The 18901-nt window shown below is 73.8% G+C and carries 18 protein-coding genes; 2 read left to right on the top strand and 16 right to left on the bottom strand.

All coding sequences use genetic code 11. The annotated features are described in order from the left end of the window. Positions 1-102 precede the first annotated feature (102 nt). From ACQPZ4_RS37035 to ACQPZ4_RS37025, 3 genes are read right to left on the bottom strand one after another with little or no spacing between them, the layout of a single operon-like run. A complete protein-coding gene (locus ACQPZ4_RS37035) occupies positions 103-750 on the bottom strand; it encodes a DUF4304 domain-containing protein (protein ID WP_433046524.1) in 648 nt (215 codons plus the stop codon). A gap of 25 nt (positions 751-775) precedes the next feature. Continuing rightward, positions 776-1195, bottom strand: a complete 420-nt coding sequence (locus ACQPZ4_RS37030; RefSeq protein WP_433046521.1) for a hypothetical protein — start codon at positions 1193-1195, stop codon at positions 776-778. 30 nt (positions 1196-1225) lie between these two features. Next, positions 1226-1987, bottom strand: a complete 762-nt coding sequence (locus ACQPZ4_RS37025) for an SDR family NAD(P)-dependent oxidoreductase (RefSeq protein WP_433046518.1) — start codon at positions 1985-1987, stop codon at positions 1226-1228. Positions 1988-2063: 76 nt separating this feature from the next. Here ACQPZ4_RS37025 and ACQPZ4_RS37020 point away from each other — a divergent pair, with 76 nt between their 5' ends. Next, positions 2064-2627: a GtrA family protein gene (locus tag ACQPZ4_RS37020; protein ID WP_433046515.1), complete on the top strand. Its 564-nt coding sequence runs from the start codon at positions 2064-2066 to the stop codon at positions 2625-2627. Here the strand turns inward: ACQPZ4_RS37020 and ACQPZ4_RS37015 are convergent. From ACQPZ4_RS37015 to ACQPZ4_RS36985, 7 genes are all read right to left on the bottom strand, one after another. Beyond that, positions 2511-4106: a thiamine pyrophosphate-binding protein gene (locus ACQPZ4_RS37015; RefSeq protein WP_433046512.1), complete on the bottom strand. Its 1596-nt coding sequence runs from the start codon at positions 4104-4106 to the stop codon at positions 2511-2513. The two genes, ACQPZ4_RS37020 and ACQPZ4_RS37015, sit on opposite strands and share 117 nt — an antisense overlap. A gap of 1 nt (position 4107) precedes the next feature. Beyond that, entirely contained in the window at positions 4108-4869 is a 762-nt protein-coding gene (locus tag ACQPZ4_RS37010) for a cyclase family protein (RefSeq protein ID WP_433046509.1), read from the bottom strand. A 38-nt stretch (positions 4870-4907) separates the two neighbouring features. After that, the gene (locus ACQPZ4_RS37005; RefSeq protein WP_433046506.1) at positions 4908-5873 is read right to left on the bottom strand and encodes an arabinan endo-1,5-alpha-L-arabinosidase; all 966 of its coding nucleotides are present in this window, start codon (positions 5871-5873) and stop codon (positions 4908-4910) included. Between the two features lie 75 nt (positions 5874-5948). Further along, positions 5949-6839, bottom strand: a complete 891-nt coding sequence (locus ACQPZ4_RS37000; protein WP_433046503.1) for an AIM24 family protein — start codon at positions 6837-6839, stop codon at positions 5949-5951. A 7-nt stretch (positions 6840-6846) separates the two neighbouring features. Beyond that, positions 6847-7644: an AIM24 family protein gene (locus ACQPZ4_RS36995; protein ID WP_433046501.1), complete on the bottom strand. Its 798-nt coding sequence runs from the start codon at positions 7642-7644 to the stop codon at positions 6847-6849. A 37-nt stretch (positions 7645-7681) separates the two neighbouring features. After that, a complete protein-coding gene (locus tag ACQPZ4_RS36990; RefSeq protein WP_433046498.1) occupies positions 7682-8383 on the bottom strand; it encodes a hypothetical protein in 702 nt (233 codons plus the stop codon). A 102-nt stretch (positions 8384-8485) separates the two neighbouring features. Further along, positions 8486-9157 carry a M50 family metallopeptidase gene (locus ACQPZ4_RS36985; RefSeq protein ID WP_433046495.1) on the bottom strand — a complete coding sequence of 224 codons (672 nt, stop codon included), beginning with the start codon at positions 9155-9157 and terminating at the stop codon, positions 8486-8488. A 159-nt stretch (positions 9158-9316) separates the two neighbouring features. Between ACQPZ4_RS36985 and ACQPZ4_RS36980 the strand changes: the two genes are divergently transcribed. Then, positions 9317-10633, top strand: coding sequence for a protein kinase domain-containing protein (locus tag ACQPZ4_RS36980; RefSeq protein WP_433046492.1), 1317 nt, complete (start codon positions 9317-9319; stop codon positions 10631-10633). A 7-nt stretch (positions 10634-10640) separates the two neighbouring features. Here ACQPZ4_RS36980 and ACQPZ4_RS36975 read toward each other — a convergent pair whose 3' ends face one another. The 6 genes from ACQPZ4_RS36975 to ACQPZ4_RS36950 form a co-directional block, all read right to left on the bottom strand. Continuing rightward, complete coding sequence (locus ACQPZ4_RS36975; RefSeq protein WP_433046489.1) at positions 10641-11531, bottom strand: SRPBCC domain-containing protein; 891 nt, start codon at positions 11529-11531, stop codon at positions 10641-10643. Further along, positions 11518-12081, bottom strand: a complete 564-nt coding sequence (locus tag ACQPZ4_RS36970; protein WP_433046486.1) for an ArsR/SmtB family transcription factor — start codon at positions 12079-12081, stop codon at positions 11518-11520. Before ACQPZ4_RS36970 ends, ACQPZ4_RS36975 begins: the two co-directional genes overlap by 14 nt. A 76-nt stretch (positions 12082-12157) precedes the next feature. After that, on the bottom strand, positions 12158-14188 hold the full coding sequence (locus tag ACQPZ4_RS36965) for a transglutaminase domain-containing protein (protein ID WP_433046483.1): 2031 nt from the start codon (positions 14186-14188) through the stop codon (positions 12158-12160). Beyond that, complete coding sequence (locus ACQPZ4_RS36960) at positions 14185-15255, bottom strand: DUF58 domain-containing protein (protein WP_433046480.1); 1071 nt, start codon at positions 15253-15255, stop codon at positions 14185-14187. The genes ACQPZ4_RS36965 and ACQPZ4_RS36960 overlap by 4 nt, the downstream gene beginning before the upstream one ends. Continuing rightward, positions 15252-16205, bottom strand: a complete 954-nt coding sequence (locus tag ACQPZ4_RS36955) for an AAA family ATPase (protein ID WP_433046477.1) — start codon at positions 16203-16205, stop codon at positions 15252-15254. The genes ACQPZ4_RS36960 and ACQPZ4_RS36955 overlap by 4 nt, the downstream gene beginning before the upstream one ends. 9 nt (positions 16206-16214) lie before the next feature. Continuing rightward, a complete protein-coding gene (locus ACQPZ4_RS36950; RefSeq protein WP_433046474.1) occupies positions 16215-18791 on the bottom strand; it encodes a fibronectin type III domain-containing protein in 2577 nt (858 codons plus the stop codon). Positions 18792-18901 lie beyond the last annotated feature (110 nt).

The following is an 18901-nucleotide window of genomic DNA, read 5'->3' as shown; positions in this document are numbered from 1 at the left end:
GGGTTCGGGGGCCGAGTCCACTCCCAACGGTTCCGGAGCTTGCCGTCCATGCGGGCGACGATCTTCTGACCACCCACGGCCGCCACGGTGCGCCGCGGGTGTTCAGGTGACGCTGTTCGGCGTCTGAGCGTGAATCAGCACGTCCAGGAGCGCGTCCCGGGCCTCGAATCGGCCGGCGGGCAGACTGCGGACGATGTGGATCGCCTCGGCGATGTCCGGGCTCGGGCCATCGTCCACCATGACCAGGGCGACAGCGACCTTCCGGGGCAGCCGGTACCACGCGGCCACGCCCCAGTCGTCCGCCTCCGCGCGGAGCGTCGCGATGAGGGTCGCGCGGTCCTGAAGGGCGAGCAGCTCCGGGATCACGACCGAGGTCAGCTCGTCGCACAGCACCTCCGCGCACACCTCAGCCGAGGCGGCGTCCCGCACAACCCAGCCGTCGCGCCCCAGGACCGGGTGCCGCCAGTCCGGGTAGCGGCGCTCCGGGTGGCAGCGCTTGTCGAACAGCCCGTCGTGCACGCGGGGCGTCTTCGGAGCGCGGTCCAGCAGGAACCGGGTGGAGAAGGACCACCACGCCCGCGGTGCCAGTCCCAGGTTCACGTCGAAGCGCACCTCGTCCGCGGTGTTCCAGCGTGAGCGGGCGAAGTTCACCACCGCGTAGTCGCCCAAGGCTGAGCGCAGGCACCAGGTCGGGGCCGTGCCCGTGAAGCCGGCGTTGCGCAGGAGCGGGCCGACCCGGGAGCGCAGCATTGCGCCGAAGAGCGGGCCGGGCGCGTCAGCCGTTGTAGTGGGCGCCATTCGTGTAGTGGTCCGTGTAGTGGGTCATCTTCGGGTCCTGGGCGTGGATGGCGTCCACCCGGTCGTACTGCCCGTCGTGGTTGGTGTCGGTGTACAGGCGGTCCAGGTAGCCGTCGCCGTCGGTGTCCACCTGCAGCAGGTCGGCCTTGCCGTCCTTGTCGGTGTCGTACTTGATCTGTTCCATGCGCCCGTCGTGGTCCTGGTCGTAGCCGCGGGCGTCGATGGTGCCGTCGTGGTTGCTGTCCCAGGCCTGGTTGTCGAGGTTGCCGTCGCCGTCCAGGTCGTACTGGTAGACGTCGTCGCGGCCGTCGGCGTTGGAGTCGACGCTGAGCCACTCGTCGTGGCCGTCGTAGTTGGTGTCGTGTTCGACTACGTAGGGAATGTCGGCGTCGGTCATCTCTGGCCCCCTCGGCTGGTGTTGCTCAGCTCACGGTAGACCCGGACCGGGCTGGTCAACTCCCGAATCTGTGCCGCGCGCGGCCAGCCAGGTGCCGAACTCCGTGGCCACGATGCGCTGGTCGTGGACGCCCGCGGCCGCGTCCGAGGCGAGCCACACGATCGGGGGGCCCATGATGTCGGGGGAGAGCAGCGGGGCCTGCGTGCCCGGCGGGACCATGCCCGTGGCCGTGGCGCCGCCCGGGAGCAGCAGGTTGACCGTCACCGGCGAACCGCGCAGGTCGGCGGCCATGATGCGGGACAGGGACTCGCTGCCCGCCCTCGACGGGCCGTACGGGGTGAAGCCGGCCCTCGTCATCGTGGACTCGTTCACGGCGATGTTGACGATCCGGCCCGCGCCCGCGGTCAGCATGCGGGGGACCACCTCGCGGGCCACCAGGAAGTAGCCGGTCAGGTTGGTGTCGATCACCGCTCGGAAGCCGTCGGGGGAGACCTGCCAGAAGGGCTGGGGGTCGGTCATGAACGCCGGGTTGACGGTGCGCATGCCGATGCCCGCGTTGTTGACCAGCAGGTCCACGCCACCCAGGCGGGACCAGGCCTCGTCCACCGCGGCCGCCGCCGACGAGCGGACGTCCAGCCCGAGGCCGATCGCGCCCGGAATTGAAGCCGCCACCGCGGCGGCGCGGGACGGGTCGCGGCTGGTCAGGGCCACCCTCGCGCCGGTGGCGGCCAGGGCGACCGCCATCGCCCGGCCGAGGCCGCTGGTGCCGCCCGTCACCAGTACCGTCGTCATGAACCCGACGGTACGCGCCGGGAGTGTTCGCGGGGTCTCCGCCGGGGCTTAAGACGCGTAGGGCAGGATGACCACCATGACCGCAGCGGAGCGCGCCGGCCAGTTCCTGACCGGGTGGGTGGATCGCCTGCCGCCGCGGCTCAGGAAAATCCTCCCGCGCGAGCTGGCCGGGTTCGCCATTCTCGGCGGGTTCACCTTCTCGGTGGACCTGGCGCTGCTCGTGCTGCTGCGGCACACGACGCACCTGCCGATTCCGGTGGCGGTGTCGATCGCGTACCTCACCGCGTTCGCGCTCAACTTCGTGCTCAACCGGACGGTGAACTTCCGGTCGCACGCGCCCGTGGGCAAGCAGGTGCTGCGGTACGCGGCGGTGGCCGTCGGTGACTATCTCATCACCGTCGGGGTGTCGTCCGGGCTGTACGAGCTGGGCCTGGACGTGCGGGTCTCGCGGCTCATCGCGGCCGGGCTCGTGGCCGTGTTCACCTACAGCCTGTCCCGCTGGTGGGTGTTCCGGGACAAGCCGTCAGTGACCCCGGAAGGCCTCCTCGAGCCACCAGGAGCCGCGGGCAGCGGAAACCTTGGCGTCGATGAGCAGGGGGCGATCGCGGGGGCCGCCGAGCCAGTCGCGGACCGCACCTAGATCCGCCGGGGTCCGGACCACCACGCCGGCGCAGCCGTAGCCGCGGGCGATCGCGGCCAGGTCCGTGTCCGGGAACGTCACGGTGGACAGGTCCTGGCCGGCGAAGTGGTGCACCTCCGCGCCGTACGCGGCGTCGTCGTACACCACGATCACCATCGGCAGCCCCAGCCGCACGACGGTCTCCAGCTCCGCGATGCCCATCAGGAAGCCGCCGTCGCCGAGTGCGGCCACCGGCAGGCGGTCCGGGCGGGCCACGGCGGCGCCGATCGCGGTCGCGAGGCCGAGGCCGATCGACTGGAACGCCTGGGTGAAGCAGAAGCCGGCCTCGTCGGGCACCGCGAGGTACATCGACGGGTACCCCATGAAGTTGCCGGAGTCGACGCTGACCGTGCGCTCCGCGGGGAGCAGGTCGTCGAGCGCGATGGACAGCGCGCGCGGGTCGATGCGGCCGTCGCCGGACAGGTCGTCGAACGGCACGTCCCGCCAGCGCACGCTCGGCAGCGGCGCGGTCCGGTAGCCCTGGGAGGGCGCCACCAGGTCCAGCACCGCGGTGGCCGTCGCGGCCGCGTCGCCCAGGACGCCGAGGCCGGTGTGCAGGGCGTCCGGGTCGACGTCGACCTGCGCCACCGCCGCATCCGGGCCCAGGAGCGCGCCGTGGCGGGTGGTCCACATGTTCAGCGAGCAGCCCCACGCCACGACCGCGTCCGCCTCCGCGATGCGTGCGGCGGCGGCCGGGGAGGCGAATCCGCCGGCCACGTCGAGGTACCACGGCGAGCCGTTGAACAGCCCCCGCGCCACGGCGGACGTGGCGAGCAGTGCCCCGCACCGGTCGGCCAGGGCGGAGATGGCGGCCGCGGCCCCACGTGCACCGCGTCCGGCGATGAAAACCGGGCGGCGAGCGCTCGCCAGCAGCGAAGCCAGAGCCGCTAAAGCCGCCAAATCCGGCATTTGTACAGCAGCCGGCGAAGAAGGAACAGCAAGATCGCCGCTGAAAACGGCGGCTTGCACGTCCAGTGGCAGACTGACCAGAACGGTCCGCCGCGAGGTGCGGGCCCGGCGCACGGCCCGCAGCACGTCCGAAACCGCCGACGCCGGGGTGGCGGCGCGCTCGTGGACCGCGCCGATCCCCGCCGCCAGCGCGGCCTGGTCGAGGCGGAAGTTCGAGCGCGCCCCGGCAGCCCCGGTGTCGGCCGCGAGCACCACCATCGGCGTCCGGCTCTTGGCCGCCTCGGCGATGCCGGTCAGCGCGTTGGTCACGCCCGGGCCCTGGTGCAGGGTGAGCACGCCGAGCTTGCCGGAGGTGCGGGCGTACGCGTCGGCCATGACCGCCGCGCCGCCCTCGTGCCGGGCCGCGACGAACCGGGCGCCCGCCGCGACCAGCGCGTTGGTCAGGTGGAAGTTGCCGGAGCCGACCACCCCGAAAAAGTGCTCGACCCCGGTCGCGGCCAGGGCCCGGCCGACGGCCTCGGCGACCAGCACCTCAGCGCTCGACCAGGGCGAGCACGCGGGCCGGGCTGCCGGAGCCGCGCACGATCGGCAGCGGGCCGGCCACCACGACCGCGCCCCGGGCCGGGAGGCGGTCCAGGTTGCGCAGCTGGGTCAGGCCGTACTTCCCGGCGCCGAGCAGGAACGAGTGGCACGGGAACGGCGGGTCGAAGGAGTGCGCGGCGCCCGCGTCGGTGCCGACGGTCTCCACGCCGAGGCCGAGGATCGGGGTCTCGGTCGCGAGCCACTTCGCGCACTCGGGGGAGATGCCGGGGGTGTTGCCGGCGTTGAGGTACGCGGCGTCGTCGTCGCCGCGGGCGTCCCAGCCGGTGCGGAAGAGCAGCCAGCCGCCGGACGGCAGCGGCCCGTGCTCGGCCTCCCAGGCCCGCACGTCGTCGATCTCGAGCAGGTAGCCGGGGTCGGCGGCGGCCCGGTCGGCCCTGTCGATCACGACGGCCTCCGCGAACAGCTTCCGGGCGGGCACCTGGGCCACGTCCTCGCCGTCGCGCCCGGTGACCCAGTGGATCGGCGCGTCGAAGTGGGTGCCGGTGTGCTCGCCGGAGCGGAAGTTGTTCCAGTACCAGGCCGGGCCGCGGTCGTCGTACCGGCTGATCTCCTCGAACTCGAAGCGCCACGTGTTGCCGAACGGCTCGGGCAGTTGCAGGATCGGCGTGTCCCCGCTGAGCGGTGCGGTGAGGTCGACGACCTCGATCGAGCCGTCCGAGACGGCCGCCACCAGATCGGTCAAGAGCGACATGCCGCGACCGTAGAACCGGCCCGAGCCGTGCGCAAGGGTCAGAACACGTACGGCCAGCCGGCGCCGTCGTACGCGATGCGGTTGATGCCCAGGTAGGACGCGCCGCTGTTGGCGTAGTAGTGGTAGAACAGCACGTCGCCGTCGTTGTCGGCGAGCACCGCCTGGTGGCCGGGGCCGTGGATGCTGCCGTGGGTCGCGAGCATCTCCGTCCCGCCGCCGGAGGTCATCGCGACGCCGTTTCTGTCGGTGTACGGCCCGGTGACGCTCGAAGCCCGCCCGACCATGATCCGGTACGTGCTCGACGCGCCCCGGCAGCACAGGTCGAACGAGACCCACAGGTAGTAGTACGAGCCGTGCCGGACGATGTACGGCGCCTCGATGGCCGTGGACGAGCCGGTGCGCTGGGCGATGGACCGTACCGTGGAATCGGCTCTGAGGCCGGTGGACGGGTTGAGCTTGACGAGCTTGATCCCGGTCCAGAAGGAGCCGAACGACAGCCACCAGCCGCCGGTCGCGTCGATCGTGAGATTCGGGTCGATCGCGTTGTAGTTGCTCGATGAGGTGGTCTCGATGACCAGGCCCCGGTTGGTCCACGAGCCGGACCCGCCGGTGGTGCTGGTGGCCAGGAAGATCGCCGAGTGGCTGGAGCCGAACGTGGAGGCGGCGTAGTACATCCAGTAGAGCCCGTTGTGGTACGAGATGTCCGGCGCCCACAGCTGGTTGCCGCCGCCGGTGTACGGCAGGGTCCACGACGCGCCGCCCGGGAACGCGGCGCCGGCGTTGCGCCAGGCGGTGCGGTCGGACGAGGTCTTGAGCTGAATGTTGCTGCCGGTGTACGCCACGATGTACCCGCCCGCCGGCGTCTTCACGGCGGAGGGGTCGTGGGCGCCGGTGTTCCCGGTCACGACGCCGGGATTCGGGTAGGTGGCGGCGTTCGCGGCGGGGACGACGGCGACGAAGGCGGCCGCGGCGACGGCCGCGGCAAGCCACAAGCGCAGGGACATGGCGGTATCTCCTCGAATGTGAGCGCTCACACATTCGAGCCGTACATATAGACGGTTGTCAAGTTCCTCTGAAACTTACCAGCGCTGCACGGTGGCCGCGGAATTGCGCGTGATGGTCTCCGCGCTGGTGTGGTGGAAGACGGAGGACACCGCGACGCGGCCGGGGCCGATCAGCCGCAGCCACACGTTGCGCTGGCTGAACGACGAGCGCCAGGAGATGCGCTGGTTGCCCCGCGGGTACTCCAGGTGCAGGTGGGCCTGGACGGAGACGTCGCGGTACAGCAGCGCCCCCGGCTGCACGAGGATCGTCTCGCCCGGGGCCAGGTCGCGCAGGAACGTGTTGCCCGGCGAGTGCAGCAGCAAAAGCCCCGGCCCCTGCTGGGCGGTGAACAGGTCGCCGAACTGCCCCAGCGGGTAGTGGGTCTCGCGGTCGTCGCCGGTGCCGGTGTCGTACCAGACGCCGGTCGGCTGCCACGTGTACGTGATGTTCCCGGTCGCGGTCAGGAACCGGTGCTCGCGGGTCCACACGTGCCGCCCGGGCGCCAGGGGCAGCGCGATGAGCTCGCCCGGCCGGTCGCCGGAGAGCGCCACCCGGCCCGGCCCGCGCGCCTCCACCATGATCAGCGGCAGCCCGGCCAGCATCCGGTTCCAGCCGCCGGCGAGGGAGGTGTTGCCCAGCTGCACGCCGGGCTCGGTCCACAGCAGCGCGTGGTGCGCGAAGTAGATCCACTCCTGGCCCGACAGCGTGAAGTCGGCGACCGGGACGTACTTGCCCTCGATCTGCACGCGCGACTGGCCGAACTGGATGCGCGCCAGGTCCTTGATCGGCGGCTGCTCGATCCAGCCGGACCGGGTCACGACCTGCCGGATGTCGAGCGCGGCGCCGCAGCTCGGGCAGGACGGGCCGGCGGGCGGGTGGGGCATGCGGCAGTACCGGCAGACGGTCCAGCCCTCGGGAGTCGTCATCGTGGCATCACTCCGCGTGGTGGTGCACGTACATGGACTGGATGCCGACGCGGCCGGGGCCGGTCATCTCCGCGAGGTACATGCCGCGGCGCATCAGCCCGGTCTTCACCGGCATCTGCACCGCCTGCATGCCGACGGAGGCGTCCTTGTACAGGAACCCGCCCGGCTCGACCAGGATCTTCTCGCCGGGGCGCAGGTAGCGCTCGAAGACGTTGCCGTACCCGTGCAGGACCAAGAGCCCCGGCGCGGCCTGGGTCACGAACCGGTCCAGGTACATCCCGTTCCCGCCGTGCAGCACGTTGGCCAGGCCCTGGATGCGGATGAAGTCGTAGCCGATGGTGTGCGTGGCGAGCAGGAACGCGTGGCCGCGCACGTCGAGCTCCATGCCGGGGTGCAGCGGGAGCACGACGAGCTCGCCGGGGGAGTCGCGGGAGAACGCGACCCGGCCGGGCCCGTGCGCGAGGGTCAGCACGAACGGCATCCCGCCGAACACGCGCCGCATGCCGCCGCCGGTGGGCATCGCGGTCACCGGCGTCTGCTCGTCCTTCCAGAGCAGGACGTGGTGCTCGAAGTACACGGCGTCACCGGGCGCGAGGGCCATGTCGATGACCGGGACGAGCTCGCCCTCGACCTGGGCGACCGAGTTCGAGAACCGGAACTCGGTCATGTCCCGCAGCCGCGGCGCCTCGCGCCAGCCCGAGTCGCTCACCAGGTTCGCGACGTCGAGCGGCGCGCCGCACGTCAGGCAGGACGTGGCGCCGGGCGCATTCTGCAGCCGGCACCACTGGCATTCGATCCGCTCCACCCGGCGGACGCTAGCCGGTGTTTCCTGAGAAAACGCCTTACTCCGCCGGTTGCGGGTCGCGCTCGTCCTCGTGCGCGGTGCGCTGGGCCGGGAGCAGCTCGCCGGCCACGGCGTTGCCCTCCTGGAACTCCTGCGGCCCGTTCACCTGCGGCTGGCCCACCCAGAGGGCGCGCATCTGCTGCTGCATGAACGAGGTCAGCCGGCTGCGGTACTCCTGGTCGAAGCGCTCCAGGGCCTCGATCTGGCCCTGCAGCGCCTGCCGCTTCGAGGTGAGGCCGCCCACGACGTCCTCGTAGATCTGCTCGGCGCGCTGCTTGATGTCGTACGCGCTCTCCTGCGACTCGCGCACGATGTCCTCGGCCCGCGCCTGGGCGTCGGCGAGCACCTCGCCGGCGTTGCGCTCGGTGTCGGCCGCGTAGGCCTCGGCCTCCCGCGCGATCTTTTCGGCCGCGGTCCGGGCCCGGCTGAGGATCTTCTCGGCCTCGTCGCGCAGCGCGCCCGCCTGGGCCTGCGCGTCGGAGATGATCTGGGAGGCGTTGGCGTGCGCCTGGGCCTGGATCTGGTCGGCCTCGGCGATCGCCGTGTTGATGTGCTCCTCGGCCGTGCGCTGCGCCATGGTGAGCACCGCGAGCGCCTTGGCCTGGTCGCCGGCGATGCCCGGGGGCATCTCACCAGGCTGCTGGAGGACGCCGGGGCCACCCATGCGGTCGTCGTACTGTCGCATCCCGTTCTGCGTCATGGTCCCTCGTCCTCTCGCCGAATGCCTCGCGCACACTACCCGAGATCGGCAACCCGGCGGTACCGCCGAACCGTCCGTAACCAGGACCAGAGCCGTCCGAGGTCACGCGAGGTGCGGGTGGTACAGGTGCAGCATCACCACCGCGCCGAAGACCAGGGCGGCCGCGCTGAACAGCCAGAAGACGCCCGAGAACAGCGAGGCGGGCAGGAACGTCATCCTGCGCAGCTGGTAGGCGTCCGTCATGGTGTCGCCGCCGGCGCTGCGGACCTGCTGGAGCACCAGCACGTGGCCGAAACCGCCGAAGAGCAGGAACCAGATCCACGTGTACGCGAAGAAGACCTCCTGCCCGTCGCTCGCCCTGCGGATCACCAGCACGATCAGCGCCCCGACGAGGACGATCGCGGCCCGGGCGACGTAGTTGGCCGAGGCGAGCAGGGCCAGCAGGAGGAAGAACACGCTCAGCCACAGGACCATGCGCACGTGGTCCCGGGTCAGCAGCATCGCCCCGGCCGCCCCGAACACCGACGGCCCGACGTAGCCGCCGAGCAGGAACACGAACGCACCGAGCGGCCCGAGGCCCTTGGCCCGGGTCTCGCCGTTGTGCCCGGGGCCCACGGTCAGCGACGTCACCGTGCCGCCCATCATGGACGCCGCCAGCGCGTGGCCGCCCTCGTGCACGACCGTGATCGCGTACCCCACGACCGGCCACAGGATCACCGAGATCACGAGCGCGATGAGCCCGGATCCGACCACCACGAACTGCGAGGCGTGCACAGTCCGGACGCTAGTGCGCGGGCAGCCGGAATCGGCTCCGCTGATTCGACAGACTTCGATGGGACTCATCCACCGAAAAGGCTGCATCCACCGAAAAGCTGAACAGTTTGCCCGGAAGCAATGAAGTGGCCCGGGCGGGGCCGCCACTAGGGTGGCGGGGTGGATCTCGGTACGCCCGCCATTCCCGGCCTCGAACACCTGGAACCGATCGGCCAGGGCGGCACGGCGACCGTCTACCGGGCCTACCAGCGCGGCGGCGAGCGGCACGTGGCCGTGAAGGTGCTCGCCCGGCCGGTCACCGACGCCGTGGCGCACGCCGCGTTCCTGGCCGAGCGCGAGATCCTGGGCCGGCTGCGGGGCGGGCCGGGCGTGCTGTGGACCGACCCGGCGTCCGGGGTGCTGCCCGACGGGCGGCCCTACCTGGTGATGGAGCTCTGCGAGTCGACCCTCCAGCAGGAGGTGGACCGGCGCGGGCGGCTGGACCCGGCGGCCGCGGCGGCGTTCGGCTACCAGATCGCGCAGGGCCTGCACTACGCGCACTCCAACGGGGCGTACCACCGCGACGTGAAGCCGGCCAACGTGCTCATCACGAAGAAGCGCCAGGCGGTCCTCGCGGACTTCGGCGCGGCCGACGCCGCCGGGATGGTCGCGGTCTCGCCCGGCTTCTCCGCGCCCGAGCGGCTGGCCGGGCAGGCGGGCGACCCGGTCGCGGCCGACCTCTACGGCCTGGGTGCCACCCTCCACTACGCGCTCGCCGGCTCGCCGCCGGGTTCGGCGCTGCCCGCCGACGTCCCGCCGCGACTGGCCGAGGCGGTCCGCCGGCTCCTCGACCCCGACCCGGCCCGCCGCGGCGCCAACGCGGGCGAGGCGCTGCTGGCCCTGTCCCCGGCGGCTTGGCAACAAAGCGAACAAGCGTCCCCGGCGGCGTGGCAACAAAGCGCGCAAAAAGCCGAGCCGAACGTCGAGCAGAAGACAGTGCCACCGGCGGGCAGCACCGAGTACCGCCCGCTGACCGCCCCCGAACCCGAGCCGGCCGCCGCCGGCGAGCGCCGCCGCCCCCGTTGGCTGCTCGCGGTGGCGATCGCCGTCCCGGCCGCGCTGCTGCTCACCGGCGGCATCTACCTGCTGGGCAACCGCGGCGGCGACCCCGCCACCGAACCGTCCGCGCAGGCGGCCCGCAGCGCGGCGCCGACCGGCCCGGCGACCGGGGCCGGCGTCATCGAACTGGCCGAGCCGGTCGACAACGGCGAGACCGTGACGCTGACCTGGACCGGGCCGGCCAACCTGACCTACGCCGTGGCCGTGGCCGAGGCGGGCGCCGCGTCCCCGCAGCGCAAGCTGGTCGGCCAGGCCACCACGTACCAGGCGCCGGTGAAGGCCGGCGTGCAGTACTGCTTCCAGGTGTTGGGCACCGGCGGCCGCACCGCCAGCACCAGCGCCGTGAAGGGCATCCGCGGCGCCGTCTGCAAGTTCTGAGCCGCTTCTAGGCCTCGTGGTCCGGCTCGAAACCCGCCGGGACGCCGGCGATCGCCATCTTGCGCCAGCCCGGACGCCAGCCCGGCAGCTCGTGGAAGGCGCGCAGGTCGGCGACCCCGGAGAGCCAGCCGGCCCAGCCCGGGTACGGCGGGTTCGTCGCGTCGAAGCCGCTCTGCACGAACGTGATCCGGGTGCCGCCGGCCGAGCCCTCCAGCTCCCAGCTGCTCAGCAGCCCGTCGGCGAAGCGCAGGGTCGCCTTGCGGCCCGGCTCGAACTCGGCGAACGTGATGCCGCCCGGGTCGAGGTCGAAGCCGCCCATCGCGTAGCGGCCGCCCGCCCACGGCTCGATGTCGACCTTCGCGCCCATCCAGCGGCCGACCTGGCCCGGGTTGACCAGCGAGTCGAAGACGGCCTCCGGCGTGGCGTCGATGACCACCTCGGCGCGCAGCTCGGGCGAGGTGAAGTCGACCATCGGGGTCAGCGGCCGGCCCGCGAGGTAGTCGGCCAGGTTGGCCACGGCCAGGGACCAGAACGTCGAGGTGGCCCCGAACGCGCCGGCCCGGTCGGCCAGCACGTCCTCGAAGCTCGGCAGGTCGGCCTGGCTCAGCGTGAGCACGGTGCCGTCGCCGTCCTCGTCGAGCTGGAACTCGACGGTGGTCTCGTGGCCCTCGACGGTCCAGGCGAAGCTGATCGTGCGCTCGTCGGCGTGCAGGAGGCGCTGGTGCGGCTCGGCGCCGTCGGGGGTGAAGCGGCCCCAGAACGCGTACCGCGCGGGCAGCTCGACCTCGGCGTGCTCGGCCAGCCAGACCCGCAGCGCCGCCGGGTCGGTGAGCGCCTCGTAGACCGCCTTGGCCGGGGCCGCGATGGTGGCGCGCAGCAGGAAGTCAGGCTCGTGCATCGGAATCTCCCTTGGGGTAACAGGCGACGGCCAGTCGGAACGCGTCGCCCTCGGCCCCGCCGTAGCGGGTGAACAGGTCCTGCAGGGTGTGCTGCAACTCGTCGAGGAAGGCCTTGCGCTGCTCGGGGCGGACCCGGATCTCCCCGGCCACCCCGATCGAGGGCAGGTCGGGCCGGGCGAGGTCGAGCGCGGCGATGTCCGCCTGCACGTCCTCCATCAGGTCGACCAGGTAGCCGAGGCTGAGCTGGTCGCGGCTCTGGCGCAGGCCGATCCGCCCGACCAGCCGCGGCGAGAGCCAGTAGGCCCGCCCGGTCGCCTGGTAGATGCCCTCGTGGATGCCGCGCACCCGCCGCTCCGCGACCTGGCCGACGAGGCCGGCGTCGAGCAGCCGCTTGACGTGGTAGTAGACCCGCTGCGGGGTCTGGTCGAGCTCGGCCGCGACCTCGGTGCACGACCGGGGCTCGGCGAGCTGCCGCAGCACGTCGATCCGCTGCGGCTTGAGCAGGGCCTCGGCCTGCTCGATCCGATCGAGGTAGACGATGTCTCTCATGGCAAAAACGAGTCTTTACGTAAAAGAATATTTTGTCAATCGCCTGCGCGAGATTCCTCCGGGCGAATTGCGGAGCTCAGCGGCGGCGCAGGGTCCTGGGCGACAGGGCCGCCCGCAGGCGGGACCGCAGGCCGCGGGCGCGCAGGGCGCGGGACACGGCGCCGGTCTCGTGCCACGCCGAGTCCGCCTCGGCCGGGGTCACCCCGGCGCCGGACCAGCGGGCGCGGTCGACGTGCCCGGCCAGCCGGAGCAGCGCGGGCGCCACATCGGCACCCGCACGCCCGGCCAGGTCGCGGATCGTCATCGCCGAGCCCGGGCGCACCCCGTGGTCGTCGAGGCGGTCGCGGGCCTCGTGCCAGGCGCCGACCACCGCGCGCGCCGGCGGGCCCGAGCGGCGGCGGCGGGAGCGGACCAGCTTCGCACCGGGAATGCCGGCCAGCCACAGGACCGCGAGCCCGGCCACGCCGCCCCCGGCGACGAGGGCGAGCGGCGGCGAGGAGGCGGGCACCGGCGGTACACCCGCGGACGAGGAGGCGGGCGTGGACGGCGGGGCGACGGACAGGGTCGGCTCGGCCGAGATGCTCGGGGGTTTGCTGCCGCCGTCGGCGAGCGGGCCGGGGCTGGCGTTGGTGCCCGTCACGCCGGTCGGGTCGAGCGGGACCCAGCCGTAGCCGGCCACCGCGACCTCGGGCCAGGCCAGGGCGTCGGCGCCGCGGACCGCCGTCATCCCGCTCGCCGCCGCGGGCTGGCGGAAGCCGACGGCGAGCCGGGCCGGGATGCCCAGCAGCCGGGCGAGGACCACGTAGGAGGCCGCGAACTGCTCGCTGGTGCCGCGCTTGGTGACGAAGAGGAAGTGCTGCAGCTGACCGTACCCGTGCCCGGTCGGCATCCCCGCGCCCGCCGCGACCTTGTAGGTGGTGCGCAGGTAGCTCTCGAGCTTCAGCGCCGCGCGGAAGGACGGGGGATCGCCGTCGACCGCGGTCCGCGCGAGGTCCGCCATCGCCGTCGGCGGGTTGGTCAGGGCCAGGCCCGCGCCGGACGCGTCGAGCGGGGCGTCCTCGTCGCCGCGCAGGTCGGGCGCGGACCAGGTCAGGTCGTAACCCGCGACCGGCGCGCCGCTGACCAGGGTGCCCGAGGGCGGGTCGACCAGCACCTCGGCGCCGGCCACGGTCACCGGGCGGGCGCGGCTGGGCAGCCACGGGCCGGCGATCGACACCGGCTCGACGCGGGCCCGGCCGAGGCGCAGCGGGCGGGTGACGGCCGGGTCGGCGGCGAGCGGGCCGCCGAGCGGCTGGTACAGCGCCGAGCTGCTCCAGGTGTCGCCGTCGAAGCCGTCGTACACGGCCAGGGTCCAGCGCCCGCCGGTCTCGTCGGTGCGGACCCGGAACGCCACCTGCTCCGGGTGGGCGAGCAGGCCGGGCAGCTCGTCCAGGGGGCTCGCGGCCCGCGCGGGGGCGGCCGAGGGCTCGGCGCGCACCACGTCGGGGGACCGGTCCAGGGCGCTCCACGCGGTCGCGCCGAGGCCCAGCGGTACCGCCGCCACGACCACGACCGCCGCCGTCAGCGCGACCCGCGCGGGCGCGATGCGGGCCCCGCCGTGCAGGGCCACGGTCAGGGCGGCGAAGGCGGCGAACCCGAGGGCGGCGCCGACCGCGGCCGCGCCCGTGGCGGGGGAGTAGAGCTGGGCCACGGCGAGCGGGACGAGCGCGGGGATCAGGGCCGGCAGCGGCGAGCGGGCCCGGCGCAGCAGCTCGATCGCGAGGGCGGCGGCGAGCAGCGCCAGCAGCGGCACGAACAGCATGAGGTCGGGGCGGTCGCGCACCGGCCAGGTCGCCTGGGCGGTGCGCACCCAGCCGTCGCGGGCGGCCGCGAGGGGGTCCGCGACGCCGGTGACCACGACGGCCGCGACCGCGCCGAGGGCGACGATGAGCAGCGGGCGGACCGGGGCGAGGCGCGGCACGGCGTCGCCCAGCACGGCGGCCACCACGACCGCGCCGAGCGAGGGCAGCAGCGCCGCGACGCCGAAGACAGGAGCGAAATACAAGGCCCCGGCAGCGGTACCGCATGCCAGCACGAACCCGCACAGCCGCGCCCTCAGGACGCTCATCGGGCCGCCGCGTTCCACCGCGCGGTCAGGGCCGCGGCGTCGGCTCCGGCCAGGGCCAGGACGCCCGGGTCCGCGGGGCCGAACGCGCCGGGGGTGACGGCGGCGACCACGCCGCGGCCGGAGGCGCTCAGCCAGCCCAGGTCGGCGACCGCCGGGCCGGTGACGTAGACGACCGTGCCCGGGTGCGGCTGGTGCGCGGCCGCGCCGGGCAGCTGCCGGACCGCGCACAGCGCCTCGAGGAAGGCGCCGCGCGCGTCGAGGCCGTCGGTGGTGCGCAGCCGGGCGCGGTGCCCGGCGTTCGTGGCGGCGGTCAGGATCGACGCGGCGAAGTCGACCGCCTCCTCGAACGCGTCGGGGGACAGCGCCTCGGGGCGGGTGTCGAGCAGGACCAGCAGGTCGGGCGACGGCGGGTCGAACAGGTCGCGGACCATCAGCCCGCCGGTCACCGCGGTCGCCTTCCAGTGCACGTGGCGCAGCTCGTCGCCGGGCACGTACTCGCGCAGGGCCCGCAGCTCCTCGGCCCCGCGCAGCCAGCCGCCGCCGGCGCCGCCGGGCAGCACGCCGCGCCGGTTGCCGGAGCCGGGCGGGGCGGCCGGGTGCACCCGCGGGTACACCCACAGGCTCGTCACCCCGCCGGTGTCGCGCTGCCGGTCGGTCAGCCCGAGCGGGTCGCGCTGGGCCACCCGCAGCGGCCCGAGGTGCAGCTCGCCGCGGCGCTGCGGGACGACGGTGTAGTCCACGGCGGCCGAGCGGCGCGGGCGCAGGGCGGGCACGGTGACCGGGCCGCCGTCGACGCCGTCGAAGCGCGGGGTCCACCAGCGGCCGGAGTTGGTGACGGTGAGCCGCACCGGCACCGGCCGGCCGCGCATGACCCGGCCGCGCTCCAGGCTCCGCTCGGCGTGCAGCGGGAGCCGCCGGGCCCCGAGGGCCGCGCTGACCGCGACGACCGCGACGGCGACGGCGGCCAGGGCGCGCAGCACGGGGTGGCCGAGGAGCTCGCCGAGCCCGTACAGCGCGATCCCGGCCGCGAGCAGCGCCCAGCCCCGCCGGGTCAGCGCCTTGCTCACGCGCGGACCACCGGCACGCCGACGGTCTGCAGCGCCTCCATGACCACCCCGGCCGGGGTCTGCCCGCCCAGCTCGGCCTGCGGCGTGAGCACGATCCGGTGGGCGAGCACCGGCACCGCCAGCTCCTTGAGGTCGTCGACGTTGACGAAGTCCCGCCCGGCCGTCGCCGCCCACGCCCGCGCCGCCCGCACCAGCGCGATGCTGCCGCGCGGGCTGGCCCCGTAGCGCACGTCGCGGTGGGTGCGGGTGGCCGCGGCCAGGCGGACCGCGTACGAGCAGATCTCCGGGTCGGCGTGCAGCCCGCTCACCGACTGGATGATCTGCCGCAGCTCCTGCGGCTCGACCAGGGCCGGCAGCTCGTCCGGGCTGACCCCGCGGGCGTCGCCCTGGATCGCGCGGACCTCGGCGTCGTGGTCCGGGTAGCCGATCTCGATGCGCATCATGAACCGGTCCAGCTGCGCCTCCGGCAGCCGGTACGTCCCGTCGAGCTCCATCGGGTTCTGCGTGGCGATCACCATGAACGGCCGGGGCAGCTGATGGGTGCGCTTGTCCACCGTCACGCTGCGCTCGGCCATCGCCTCCAGCAGCGCCGACTGCACCTTCGGCGTGCCCCGGTTGACCTCGTCGGCGAGCAGTACGTTGGCGAAGACCGGCCCGTGGTGGAACTCGAACGTCCCCGACTGCTGGTTGAACACCATGACGCCGGTGATGTCGCTGGGCAGCAGGTCGGGCGTGAACTGCACCCGCTGGGCCAGCCCGCCGACGCAGCGCGCCAGGGAGCGGGCGATGGTCGTCTTGCCCAGCCCCGGCAGGTCCTCGATGAGCAGGTGGCCCTCGGCGAACAGGGACGTGACGACGAGCCGGAGCACGCCCGGCTTGCCGTGCACGACGTGCTCGATGTTCGAGGCGATGCGCCGGTAGAGCTCGGCGATGTGCTGCGCGGGGATCATGTCGCTGCCTTACCAGGTCAGGGTGTTGGACGTGGGGCCGCTCACCACGTGCGCCCAGACCTGCTGGCCCGGGTACCCGTAGAAGCAGGTGCTGGAGGTGCTCGCCCCCGAGCCGTTCGTGGTGACGTCGTACTGGTAGTAGTCGCCGGAGCCGCCCGCCGGGCCGCCGGAGGTGCAGATGACGCTGTACTTCGTGTTCGCCGCGAAGTTCGCCAGCGTCACGGTCAGGTAGGCGCAGGACGAGCTGGTGCACGCCGAGCCGCTGTACCGGCCGCCCTTCGACACCGAGATCGTGGCCGGCGGGGGCGCGTCGTTGGTCCGCACGCTGCCGTGCGCGCCGGCGGGGCCGGTGCCGTAGGCGTTGACGACCTGCGCGTACACGTCGTAGGTGGTGCTGTAGGACAGCCCGCCGACCACGACCGAGCCCGCGCACCCGCCCGACCAGCGCAGCGCGCCGTTGAAGACGAGCTGGCAGGTGCCGGCGCCGGAGTTGTACAGGTTCACGTTCAGGTTCACCGTGGCCTGCCGGTCGCCGGAGAGGCTGACGCCGGTCACGTCGGCGGTCGCGGTCCGGCCCGGCGTGCCGGCGGCGGTACCGGTCGCGCCGTCGCGGGTACCGCCGCCCTCCTTGCCCTTGGTGACCGCCTTGACGGTGAACGTGTAGGCGGTGCCGTTGGCCAGGCCGTCGAACGAGACCGGCCCGGCGGTGACGTCCTGGTCGGGCCGGCCGGTCGCGGTGACGACGTAGTGGTCCAGCGTGCCGCCGTTGAGGTTCGGCGCGTTCCAGCTCAGCGTGGCCCCGCCGTCGCGCACGGCCGCCTTGACCCCGCCGGGCGCGGCCGCCGCCTTGAACGGGGTCGCGCCGCCGCCGGCCGCCGAGGCCGGGCCGGTGGTGCCGAGGTCGTTGGTGGCGGTGACGGTGAACTGGTACGTGACGCCGAGGGTCAGCCCGTTCACCGTGGCCGTGGTCCCGGTGGCCGTGCCGGCCGGGGCGGTGCTGCCGTCGCTGCCGGTCGCGGTGACGTCGTAGCGGGTGATGGTGTGGCCCTGGCCGTTGGCGGCGTCCCAGCTGACCGCGACCGAGCCGTCGGCGGCGGCCGCGCTGGCCCTGACCCCGCCCGGCGCGCCCGGCACCTCCGAGCTCGGCTTGAACGGGGCCGAGGTGGCCGCCGGGCCGGTGCCGACGCCGTTGCGGGCGGTGACGGTGGCCGTGTAGGTGACGCCGTTGCGCAGGCCGGTCAGGTCGGTGGTGAGCCGGTTGCCGGGCACGTCGGCGGTGCCGGTGCTGCCGTCGTCGCCGCGCCACGCCACCGTGTACGCCTGGACCGCGTCCCCGTTGGCCGCGGCCGCGCCCCAGCTGAGCTGGGCCTGGCCGTTGCCGGGGCGCGCGTTCACGGCACCGGGGGCGCCCGGCGCGGCCTTCTTGGTGGTGGTCGGCGGCGGGGCCGTCTTGGTGGTCGCCGGCTGGGTGGCGGGCGGGGCGGCCGGGGTCGACGGGGTCGGGTTGGCCTGCGGCAGCTGGGAGCCGCCGATCGGCACCGCGGTCACCGACCCGTCGTGGTCGACGACGAGCGTGTGCGTGCCGTTGGCGGTGTCGACGTACAGCCGCTGGTCCTGGCCCTTGGTGATCTGCACGCCCTTGGCCCCGCCGGGGACCGGGAGCTTGGCCTTCGGGTTGCCCTTGGCGTCGAACGTGAGCACCTCGCCGGTGGTGGCGTTGACCACGGCGACCGTGCCCTCGCCGACCGCGACCTGGCCGTAGTCGCCGGCGGCCAGGGGTACGGCCACCGGCGCCCCACCGCTCGTGACGTCCGCCAGGAGCAGCTGGGGGCGCCCCTTGTCGACGATCGGGAGCCGGCCGTCGACGTCGGCGTTGCCGAGCGTGGCGCCCGCGGGGACGGCCACGCCGAGGGCCTTGGCCGGGCCGAGCCCGTCGGGGCCGACCGGGCGCACGGTGGCGTCGGTGGCGTCGACGAACGAGGCGTGCCCGGAGATGACCGCGAGCGCGCCGGTGTGGCCGTCGGGGACGTTGCCCGCGCAGGCGATGCCGGACGCGCCCGGGGCGATGTGGCACAGCGCGCCGGAGTCGGTGCGGCGCAGCCAGACGGTGCCGTCCTCGGTCGCGACCGGGTCGGCGACCGGCCCGCCGAGCTGGATGACCAGCGGCGGGACGTCGAGCCGGACGGCGGTGCCGGTGGCCCGGTAGACCAGGTACGGGCCGCCGTTGACCTCCAGGCCGACCGGCTGCTCGTCCACGGTCATCGGGATCGAGGTGTTCACGCTGAGCGTCGGGGTGTCGAACACGTCGATCGTGCGGCCGTGCACGACGTACCCCTTCGAGGAGCCCTGGATCGTGAACCCCGGCAGGTGGTTCGCCCCCGGGAAGCCGCCGATCTTGGCGTCCAGGTTCTTCGTCGGCCCGTCGATGTGAAACGCGGCCCCGGCCGCCGTGTCGAACACCCAGTGCCCGGCCTTGCGCAGCCCGGACAGGGGCGCCTGGTAGCCGGTCCCGGCCGCGACGACGAGCCCCGCCGCGGCGAGCCCGAGCACGCACCACGCGGCGACGACGACCCGTCCGCGTCCCATCGACCTGACGGCCCGCCACACGCGCAGCACCCGCGAAACCCCCTCCGGCAACGATCGCCGGGCGAACGTATCCGCAGTACAGGGCGGAACGTCATGGTCCGTTCGGACTT

It is taken from the genome of Dactylosporangium sp. CS-033363 (assembly GCF_050942475.1).
In the GTDB taxonomy this organism is placed as follows: Bacteria; Actinomycetota; Actinomycetes; order Mycobacteriales; family Micromonosporaceae; genus Dactylosporangium.
The sequence above is the reverse complement of the archived record's forward strand: the minus strand, read 5'-3'. Positions and strand labels throughout refer to the sequence as shown.

Bases quoted from the DNA above. Each gene is read 5' to 3' on its own strand.
- ACQPZ4_RS36975 (WP_433046489.1), bottom strand. From the start codon at position 11,531: ATGCACGAGCCTGACTTCCTGCTGCGCGCCACCATCGCGGCCCCGGCC.
- ACQPZ4_RS36970 (WP_433046486.1), bottom strand. From the start codon at position 12,081: ATGAGAGACATCGTCTACCTCGATCGGATCGAGCAGGCCGAGGCCCTG.
- ACQPZ4_RS37000 (WP_433046503.1), bottom strand. From the start codon at position 6,839: ATGACGACTCCCGAGGGCTGGACCGTCTGCCGGTACTGCCGCATGCCC.
- ACQPZ4_RS37030 (WP_433046521.1), bottom strand. From the start codon at position 1,195: ATGACCGACGCCGACATTCCCTACGTAGTCGAACACGACACCAACTAC.
- ACQPZ4_RS37035 (WP_433046524.1), bottom strand. From the start codon at position 750: ATGCTGCGCTCCCGGGTCGGCCCGCTCCTGCGCAACGCCGGCTTCACG.
- ACQPZ4_RS37020 (WP_433046515.1), top strand. From the start codon at position 2,064: ATGACCGCAGCGGAGCGCGCCGGCCAGTTCCTGACCGGGTGGGTGGAT.
- ACQPZ4_RS37005 (WP_433046506.1), bottom strand. From the start codon at position 5,873: ATGTCCCTGCGCTTGTGGCTTGCCGCGGCCGTCGCCGCGGCCGCCTTC.
- ACQPZ4_RS37025 (WP_433046518.1), bottom strand. From the start codon at position 1,987: ATGACGACGGTACTGGTGACGGGCGGCACCAGCGGCCTCGGCCGGGCG.
- ACQPZ4_RS36965 (WP_433046483.1), bottom strand. From the start codon at position 14,188: ATGAGCGTCCTGAGGGCGCGGCTGTGCGGGTTCGTGCTGGCATGCGGT.
- ACQPZ4_RS36955 (WP_433046477.1), bottom strand. From the start codon at position 16,205: ATGATCCCCGCGCAGCACATCGCCGAGCTCTACCGGCGCATCGCCTCG.
- ACQPZ4_RS36990 (WP_433046498.1), bottom strand. From the start codon at position 8,383: ATGACGCAGAACGGGATGCGACAGTACGACGACCGCATGGGTGGCCCC.
- ACQPZ4_RS36950 (WP_433046474.1), bottom strand. From the start codon at position 18,791: ATGGGACGCGGACGGGTCGTCGTCGCCGCGTGGTGCGTGCTCGGGCTC.
- ACQPZ4_RS37010 (WP_433046509.1), bottom strand. From the start codon at position 4,869: ATGTCGCTCTTGACCGATCTGGTGGCGGCCGTCTCGGACGGCTCGATC.